The organism is Vallitalea maricola, from assembly GCF_036985595.1.
GTDB lineage: Bacteria > Bacillota > Clostridia > Lachnospirales > Vallitaleaceae > Vallitalea > Vallitalea maricola.
In genome coordinates this window covers 1-9380 of the sequence record NZ_BTPU01000098.1, presented here as the reverse complement: position 1 = coordinate 9380, position 9380 = coordinate 1, and the positions used below count along the sequence as shown (strand labels likewise).

6 protein-coding genes are annotated in these 9380 nt (G+C 28.5%); 2 read left to right on the top strand and 4 right to left on the bottom strand.

The features are described 5' to 3' along the window. Positions 1–161 precede the first annotated feature (161 nt). Both AACQ14_RS22180 and AACQ14_RS22175 read left to right on the top strand, forming a co-directional pair. Positions 162–497, top strand: a complete 336-nt coding sequence (locus AACQ14_RS22180; RefSeq protein WP_459112802.1) for a nucleotide pyrophosphohydrolase — start codon at positions 162–164, stop codon at positions 495–497. Between the two features lie 5 nt (positions 498–502). Further along, positions 503–2371, top strand: a complete 1869-nt coding sequence (locus AACQ14_RS22175) for a DUF2075 domain-containing protein (protein WP_339365747.1) — start codon at positions 503–505, stop codon at positions 2369–2371. A 372-nt stretch (positions 2372–2743) separates the two neighbouring features. On the opposite strand, the gene AACQ14_RS22170 is transcribed toward AACQ14_RS22175, so the two are convergent. Genes AACQ14_RS22170 through AACQ14_RS22155 form a run of 4 tightly spaced genes read right to left on the bottom strand, consistent with a single transcriptional unit; the run spans position 2744 to position 8703 of the window. Further along, entirely contained in the window at positions 2744–3277 is a 534-nt protein-coding gene (locus AACQ14_RS22170; protein WP_339365746.1) for an HTH domain-containing protein, read from the bottom strand. Further along, a complete protein-coding gene (locus AACQ14_RS22165; protein WP_339365745.1) occupies positions 3256–5121 on the bottom strand; it encodes a site-specific integrase in 1866 nt (621 codons plus the stop codon). Before AACQ14_RS22165 ends, AACQ14_RS22170 begins: the two co-directional genes overlap by 22 nt. Further along, positions 5114–7771: a hypothetical protein gene (locus tag AACQ14_RS22160; protein WP_339365744.1), complete on the bottom strand. Its 2658-nt coding sequence runs from the start codon at positions 7769–7771 to the stop codon at positions 5114–5116. Before AACQ14_RS22160 ends, AACQ14_RS22165 begins: the two co-directional genes overlap by 8 nt. A 5-nt stretch (positions 7772–7776) precedes the next feature. Continuing rightward, a complete protein-coding gene (locus AACQ14_RS22155) occupies positions 7777–8703 on the bottom strand; it encodes a tyrosine-type recombinase/integrase (protein ID WP_339365743.1) in 927 nt (308 codons plus the stop codon). Positions 8704–9380 lie beyond the last annotated feature (677 nt).

The following is a 9380-nucleotide window of genomic DNA, read 5'->3' as shown; positions in this document are numbered from 1 at the left end:
TATATATAGTAAATTCTTAGTTTGTTCACTTTATGTATTGTAATATAGTAATAAAAGTTAAACAGTTTAATGTATTATTAATGAGATTTATATGAGATAGATTTTATTCATAAAGTATTAAATAGCTTTTATTATATTTGTTTAGATAGGAGGAAGAAATATTGGAGATGAATATAATTGAAAGGGTGTTGAAATTTAGGGATGATAGAAATTGGAGACAGTTTCACAATCCCAAAGACTTAGCTATATCTATAAGTTTAGAAGCAGCTGAATTGTTAGAGAATTTTCAATGGTCTGGAATAGATACAGAAGTTGCTGAAAAGGCAAATGAAATACAAGAAGAATTGGCAGATGTACTGATTTATTGTATTCTTTTGGCTGATTCAATGAACATAGATATAGATGACATTATAAGAAGTAAGTTAGAGAAAAATGAAGAGAAATATAAAATAGAGAAATGCTATGGGAATAAGAAAAAATATACAGAATTGGAGTAACTAACATGATAATTTATAAAAATGATGCAGTTGGATTTAGAAATGCAGTAGATGAAAATTTTATTGTAGATGATATAGAAAAACAATATACAGAAAAATTTGGAAGAAGGGTTTCAGTGTCAGAGAAAAGATCATGGAATGCTTCTTTGAAGTTTATGGAAACGGCAATAAGAAAGTCAAGAGTTCCTGATGATTGTGGTGTATTAATTGAATACAATATACCTGCAACTAGTAAAAGAATAGACTTTATTATTTCTGGATATGATGAAGATGACAATGCTAATTTTGTTATAGTTGAGCTGAAACAATGGGATAAAGCTGGAGCAACTGATAAGGAAGATTTGGTTACTGCATTTACGGGAGGGAGACTTAGAGAGGTAACCCATCCTTCGTATCAGGCTTATTCCTACAAAAAGCACCTAACTGATATGAATGAAGCCATTTATAAAAAAAATTTAAGACCACATTCATGTGCATATTTACATAACTATTCCAGAAAACAACCAGAACCTTTAACTGAAACGCAATATCAAGAAATAATACAGGACACACCAATTTTCTTTTCTAAAGATACTGGAGATTTAAAAGATTTTATAAAAAAATATGTAGGTAAAGGCAATGGACTCGATATACTTTATCAGATTGAGAACGGGAAAATAAGACCATCAAAAAAATTTGTTGAATATGTATCAAGTATGTTTGATGGAAATGAAGTATATACATTGCTTGATGAACAAAAGGTAGCATATTCAAATATACTAAACTGTGCAACAACTGTAACGGATAAGACAACTATCATTGTTAATGGTGGACCAGGAACAGGAAAATCTGTTGTAGCAATGAATGCATTTATAGAACTTTTAAAGCAGAAAAAAAATATAAAGTTTGTTGCTCCTAACGCTTCATTTAGGACTACGATGGTACATATGTTGGCGGGTAATAAAAAACATAGCAAAAAAAGACTTGGAGTGTTGTTTTCTGGATCTGGTTCTTTCTATAATGCATTAAATAATGAATTTGATATTTTGGTTGTGGATGAAGCCCACAGATTGAAGAAAAAAGGAGCCTATATGTACAGAGGCGAAAGTCAGGTGGAAGATGTAGTAAAAGCATCAAAGATAAATGTATTTTTTGTTGATGATAATCAGCGAATAAGACCGGATGATGAAGGAACAGTTGAAGCAATCAAAATTGCCGCAGAGAAATATCATTCCAAAGTTGTTGAAGTAGAATTAAAGGCACAATTTAGATGTGCTGGAGCAGAGGGTTTCTTGAATTGGGTTACTCATAACTTACAAATAGAGGAAACTGCCAATTTTGATGGTTGGGATGGAGATATGTTTGATTTTATGATTATGGATAATCCTAATATGCTGGAAGAACAAGTAAGAAAAAAGAATGAAGAAGGATTTAAAGCTAGAATGTTAGCGGGGTTTGCATGGCCATGGACATCTGAAAAAAAGGGGAATCCTAACGCTGATGTAGAGGATGTTGAAATACCAGAGTTTAATTTTAAAAGACCATGGAATAGTAGGGCTAATCAGTATACTTGGGCTATTGATAATGAAAAGGAAAATCAGATAGGGTGTGTACATACTTCTCAGGGATTAGAGTTTGATTATGTTGGAGTTATAATTGGTAATGACCTTAGATTTAATCCAGAAACTATGCAATTGTATTCTAGTTATAACGATTATTATGATACATCAGGGAAAAAGGGATTAAAGAATAATCCAGAGGAATTAACAAAACTCATAAAAAATATTTATAAAATTTTAATGTCTCGAGGAATGAGAGGGTGCTATGTTTTTTGTAGAGATGCAAATTTACAAGAATATTTAAAAAGTCGATTAGAGATGAAGAAAGAGATATAAAAGATAAGTCAAGGAATTTGTTAATTCTTTGGCTTATCTTTTAGTTTAAGTGAATATAATATTTAAGTTGGTTTTTTATTTTGTAATATTGTTTTAAATTATGACGGTATGTTCAATATAAAATCTATATGTACCTTACTATTGATCTCAGACCACTACCTTTCGTTACAGATAAAGAAATATAGTTGTATTTTATTAATATTATTACCTATTACACTAAATGTTCAAATTTCAAACTTTATACCACTTATATCAGCATTAGATGATTTATTTTTGAACAGTTTTAAATAGTATATTTTACAAAATAGGAGAAACTAATTTTTATTTTATTCTTAGTAAAATAATAGTATTTGAATAAACATGAGGAAAATCTTATTTTTTGTGGCTGAAATTTTTTTCACTGCATCTGATTGAATTAGATAATTGTATATGATATAGTTCTGATGATAATTCATTTACTCTTGCTTGGAGTCTTTCGCTTTCTTTGTTCTTTTCTTTTAACATTTTTGCTAATTCGGATTTTTCTTGTTTAAGAATTTCTATAGTTATATCACGGTATTCCATGAGATTGATTTGTTCTTGTAGTTTAGCCTTAGAGGCCTTTAAACTTTCATAGGCTATAAATGGGTTGCTTCGGCTAAATATAATCTTTGAAAACTCAATATAACGCTTTAAAAGTTGATTGTGGTTGTATAATGTAGTACGAGAGCAACCTAATTCTTTAGAAATTGATGATATTGAAAAAGAATTATTCTTAATCAGATTAAGTGATTCAGTTTGAATGATTGTTTTATTTGTAATGATTGTTTCAGCCTTTTTTAAATAGCCTTTCATAAAGGGTTTTAAGGATTCGTAATCTTCACCCATCTCAACTAATTTTTGTTTTATAATTTCATTGATTTCCATTGTTCTACCTCCTGATAAGTGGTATCTATATTTTCAATTATTTCTTGCAAATTGGGATATTCTTGTAAGATTGATTGAATTCCCTTTTTGATAATCATATTTTTGAGTTCATCAAGTTCAGGAACAAGTTTCTTGTCAAGAATCGTGTTAAGCATATTCAATTCTTTTTGTGCTTGTCTGATATGACCTCTATTTTTATTAATTTTAATGGATTTGGTAAGCTCTTTTGTTTGTCTATATGATACATCCACCATGTAATAGAAGTGGAATATATTAGGACAAACTCCATATGCACAATATAATTCGTTAGTCTTCGCATCTATAGAACATTCTCTTAACATTGAAGATTTGATACAAACGCCACCTGTCTTTTGTCTAACAGGAATTTTTTTTGCTAAATTTTCGCAAATGGTCTCTAAGTCAGTTTCAACATTGTAGTGATTCTCTTTGATAAACTGTTTGATTTTATACGATAATCCAGAGCTAGCACCAAGCAATTTAGTATCGCCAGATACAATTTTTTCTAAGGTTTTTAAAGTGAATTTCATATTTTCTTGTGGCTTAGCTTTTGTTGGTCTAACATAATATCCTTGCATTTCTGAAGATAGATGTCCCATGAATTTTTGAATATATTTCAATGGAACTCCTTTGTTATATAACTCTGTACATACATGTACTCTGAATTGATGGTTTTGAGGATATGTAAGAGTTTCAGCATCTGGGTTGATACATGTAACTGATTTAATCTTAGCTACTTTCGTACGTTGGAGTTCAGGATAAGCATCTTCCGTAAGATTTATGGTAGGAAAGTATTTATCAATATAACAATAAAATTTTTTTTGTATTCTATTAAAAGCATCACAATCTACGGGGAATTGAGACTCGTTCTTCATATGTGAAAAGCCCATATACAAGTAACTTTGTTTTAATTCTTCACGCTTTTTCTTATGAAGAGTTAATAAAATACTATATCCTTTTTTAGCTAATTTGTTGATATAGATTCTTTCGATAGAGAATGTATTGTTTCCATTTTCTCGCTTCCAAGTTTTATAGGTTAGATAGTTGCTTTCTTCACCATTAAAAATATTAATTGTATGCAAAGAGCTTACTTCTAATCCAAGAATTTCACCTATTCTTAATCCAGTTTGGCTTAATATAAGATAAATAGCAGCAACTGCTTTATAATCTACAGATTCCTTTTCAGTATCAATCAATTTTATAAGTGTGCTAACAAATTTATCAAAGTAATCCTTAGGAATATCAGGCGTTTTTGATTTTTCTATAATTGCCTTAAATGCCCTATAGTCACCTAAATTTAGAACTTTCTCTATTTCATTAGTGAACAAATCTTCAAAGTTTGCACCATAGCATGTATAAAAATCTTTGATTGATGTTTTGAGTGCTCTAAGTCTCCTTGGTGATGGTTTTTCATGTTCAAGGAAGTTACTAATAAGAGTAGCAGTAATATCTTTAACATTGTAGCAATGATTCTTGTAAGTAAAGTTAAAGAATTTACATAATACTTCAGAGTTCTTACGGATGCTTTGTACTTTGATTTTGTTTTCAATCATTTTAATAAGCACATAATTTTTTATATCATCTTTAAAAACCCCGTTTGCAGAATTAAAAAAAATCTTCATTTTACGTTTACTAACGTTAATAGTTGTGAGTTTAGAAAAATCCCATACATCATCGGAATAATATGTATTAGCCTTACTAAAAGGTAATTTATTAATTTTTTTAAGTATCTCAATATAGGATTCCGTTTCGAGAGAATTGATGCTATAATTATCATGAATAACGTAGTCCATATTCAATTCTGTAATAGAAATAGTATTACTCAATAAAATCTTCTCCTTTAATTTTTAATAATTCTTTTAAATAATTGACAAGCAACAGCTTAATGTTTACATAGTCTTCTTTATCATGTTTAATAGAAGCGTTTTCAATTTTTTTATCAATTATCTTGATTTGATCTTTAAAATAGGGGATGCGGTCAATTGTAGTGATGAAATCATTACACATCATACAATCAAGATAACTAAAGTTGTTACAAGATGAAGAAACACAGTATCCGCACTCGTTAGATACACTATTTTCTTTAGTAGCAATATCCTTAGAGACTTCTTTGACAATCTTGCCATCTAAAGTGATATTACCAATAAAAATACCATGTACCGCCTCTAATAACTCTTTTATTTGTGTATCTATATAGTGTTTTGTATCTATATTGGATGACTTATGACCAGACAAAATATTTTGTTCCATTTCGGATAATGAATTTCTAATAATAAATTCTTCAGCCTTTGTCATATGTGTATCTCGAAGATTGCTTAAAGTATATTCCTTTATGCCTAATTTTTTACAACAGTTTTTGAAATATGAGTTAAAATTCTCTGCTTTTAATATTTTATATGTGCCTTTTTTATTTGAAGGCAATAAGAAAATATATTGCTTTAATTCGTCATTAGCACAATTGATTCTATAATCATTGGTAATTTTAATAATTTCATCTATATGTTTTTTGACATATACAGTTATAGCTTGTTTTACTACTGTATTTGCACTAACTTTTGTCTTTGACTTGATAACATACTCATTAGGTTTTGACGTTTCATGCACACAATCTATTGTCAAAACAAGGATTTGAGAACTTCTAAATTCTGTTTCTAAAGCAATATAGAAAATAGAATAATATAAGGCATATTCTACGTGCTCCTTTGCTTTGGCTTTCATTAATGATGCCAATTTCTTTAAGTGTTCATCTGAAATTGCATCTGTATTATCGTATCGATTATCTAGTGTAAATGATAAATGATACAACAATCCTTTTTCCACTCTATCCAACTCATAATCTACAACATGATTTAAAATATTTCTAGCACAATAAATATAACTAATTCGTGTTCGATTGTTATTATATTTATTCAGAATGTAGTTTTTGTAGGATATAATTTCATTGATAGAAATGACTAAATTTGAGGTTTTCTTGGCATATATAGAAAGTTCATTGCCTAATTTTAAATCGTAAATATAATTGAAAAAGCAAATTAATTTAGATAGTGAGTGAGTTTTAGTATAAATGCTTGAGGTATTATTCCAAACATAATGTTTTACCCAATTTCTATATTTGGAGCATTTAATTTTTGTGAAATTTAATTTAAGTGAAGAAGTAGTTGTAATAGTCGTGTTGGTATCTTCCATGCCTTTATAGCAAAATAACCATTTGTTACATTCAGGAACCGCTTCAAGTGGGTTGTATAAGATTATTTCAAATCCTTTTAGCAAATCGGATGTAATTAATGGTCTTTGTAATAATCTTGAATCAATATTGTTTTGCTTAAAAAGTTCTTGATTGTAGTTTTGATGAATATATAAATAAAAAGCTGTGATTGGGGAAGAATAAACAATGCTCTTATACTTGCTGAAATAACGGATTTGTGTTTTATACGTATCAAAGTTTAAATCTAATATATTTTTAACTAAATATCCATTCAATGATTTATCAAATTCTTTGCATACAGTTATAAAGGGAGTGTCTCGATGGTTATATTGAGAAGTGAAATCAACAAATATATTTCGGATTGTTTCATTCATAATATCAAAGTAAACGAGTTGATTTTTATAATTGCTATTTCCAATAGGTACAATCTTATATTTTTGAATAATATCAGTAGCAAATACACTTTCTAATTTTTTTCTATTAGTACCATTAAGAAAGTGTTGACCTAATTCCTTAAAATAATTTACATTATCATCAGTAATAACACCGTTATCTATTAGATAGAGTAATCCTTTAGTAATTTCAAGGAAATAGGAACTCTTTAATGAAGCATCAAGAGAACTTAATTTATTATAGATAAATTCTTGCGTAATATCCTCTAAATATATATTTGAAAATACTTGGGTAAGGATATTTTTTGCATAAAAGCAAATGTTCTCTTTTGAATCTATTGTTGAATTAGAATTAAGTTTTAGCATATCTATATGGCTAGACAATAAACTATATAATCTATCATCAATAAAATCGTTTTTATCGATATTAATAAGACATAGGTATCGTGATTTTTTAGTATCTAATAGTCCATTTTGTAAAAAATCTTCCATGTAATTAGAGGTCAAGATTCGTATTACATCCATAGGGTTGCCATATCTTTCAAGTCTCTCTCGGTATGCCATAATATACTTGAATTCAGAAATATTATTAATAAAGTTTCCATCTATTAAAAACAATAAAAAACGATTTAGAATAAGTGTATTTCCTGTCGTGAAATTAGTATTCTTGTATAGAGCTAATATGAAATTTTTATCAATATTATTTAATAAAACATCGCCAAACAATGCAGTTATAATTCTACTTACATTGATACGAGAAGCATTAATAGATTTGTATGTTTTTCTATAAAAAGCATGACTAATAATATAATTCATATGTTGTTTAGAAATATTATATATTTCTTTATCTTTGAAGTTTTTCTTGTCAAAATAACTCATAAGCATTACTCCTTTGATTTAAGATTAGGGATTACTTTATATAGGCTGTTTGCAAAGTCGGTTTTAATCTTAATTTGATCGCTTACAGTAGGTTTGAAGTAAAAGGCAACAGAAGCTAAATTGCTATGCCTCATTCTTTGCATAAGTTCAATTTCCTTGCATCCAAGGTATTTAATATTAAACATTGCAAATCCATGCCGAAAACGGTGATTAAGGTTGTGCTCTCTAACATTTTTATCAATGGGAATTCCAACAGCTTTAAAAATAGCCCTAACTCGCTGATTCCATAGATGTGAGAGTAAGGGCTTGCCTAAAGTGTTTAAAAAAACATAGTAATTAATATCTTCATATGGTTTTTCTGATCGTACTCTATCAGCAATAGTTTTGCTATAGTAATTATCTTTCTTTTGTTCTCTTGCATTTGAATGTTCTTCTTCAATATAGTTATTAATTAAGTCAAATAAATCTTGAGGCACAATAACTTTTTGGTATCCATATCCTTCTGTTTTATAATCTGTAGATTGATATTGTTTCTTATCGATAACCACCATACAAGTTTTGGCTTGTTGGTCATTCTTGTCAGAAATTCTGTTCCTGATATAAGCCATCGTAACATAAATGTCTCCAATTTTCTCTACCACAAGGTCATCTGCGGTCAATCCAAGGCATTCTCCAATTCGTAGACCACATTGATACATTAATCTAAGAATAATTTCTTCTACCTTACCATAATTTTTTCTAGTTTCGTTAAGGATACTTCTAAATTCATCAACACTAATATATCGTGGTACTTCAATTGGTTTTCTTGGTATTTTTTCATTAGACTTATATCTTTCTACTGAAAAATTTATTTCTGAATCAGGTATAGTAAGTAACGACATCTTGTTGCTTTTCTTTGACAATGCTTTGTTGTCAACTCCCATGTATTCCATATATTGCCTATAAATCGATAGATATCCGTTTATGGTTTGGTTGCTTCGACAACTAGATAGTTTAAAAGTCATTACTTGTCCTTTAGGAGATAAACCTTTAAGGAAAAGTTTTAAACTATTTATATCGGTAGTATTAAAATTCTTTAACTCTTTATTTATGATAGATTGAAAACTATAAAGTAGTTTGAGCGCTTGTTGAGCTTTGATTTTTGAATTAAGTGACTGATTTACCTTATAATAATTAATAAAGGTAAAGACCTCTGATATTGGTTTCATTTTTGTGTCATAGAGCATCAAGTAGGTAGTCCCGTTTAATTTTTTGATTAATGATTTATAGTATATAGTATTGATGCTAATTAATTTGTTACCCTCCAATATTTCAGTTTTAAAATAAAGCTCATTATTGTTTTTTTGTTCTCTAATAATAATCATTATTTTGCTCCTTTACATATTAAATAAATTTGTTTTTTGCAATAGATATAATTCTATAGAATATAATTACATAAATCAATAGAAAGAATTAATAAAAAAATGGACAATATGTAAAATTACCATATTCATTTTAAAAAAATATATGGTACTCAAGTGTTCACTTTGAAAAGTACAGATGAAAACTTAAAATAATGAGTAACAATAAGGCTTAGAGGATGTTGAACAAATATAATTTTTACCATACT

What these genes read in the sequence shown, in the direction of transcription:
- AACQ14_RS22175 (WP_339365747.1), top strand. Translation starts at nt 503, where the DNA reads ATGATAATTTATAAAAATGATGCAGTTGGATTTAGAAATGCAGTAGAT.
- AACQ14_RS22170 (WP_339365746.1), bottom strand. Translation starts at nt 3,277, where the DNA reads ATGGAAATCAATGAAATTATAAAACAAAAATTAGTTGAGATGGGTGAA.
- AACQ14_RS22160 (WP_339365744.1), bottom strand. Translation starts at nt 7,771, where the DNA reads ATGAGTTATTTTGACAAGAAAAACTTCAAAGATAAAGAAATATATAAT.
- AACQ14_RS22155 (WP_339365743.1), bottom strand. Translation starts at nt 8,703, where the DNA reads ATGGAATACATGGGAGTTGACAACAAAGCATTGTCAAAGAAAAGCAAC.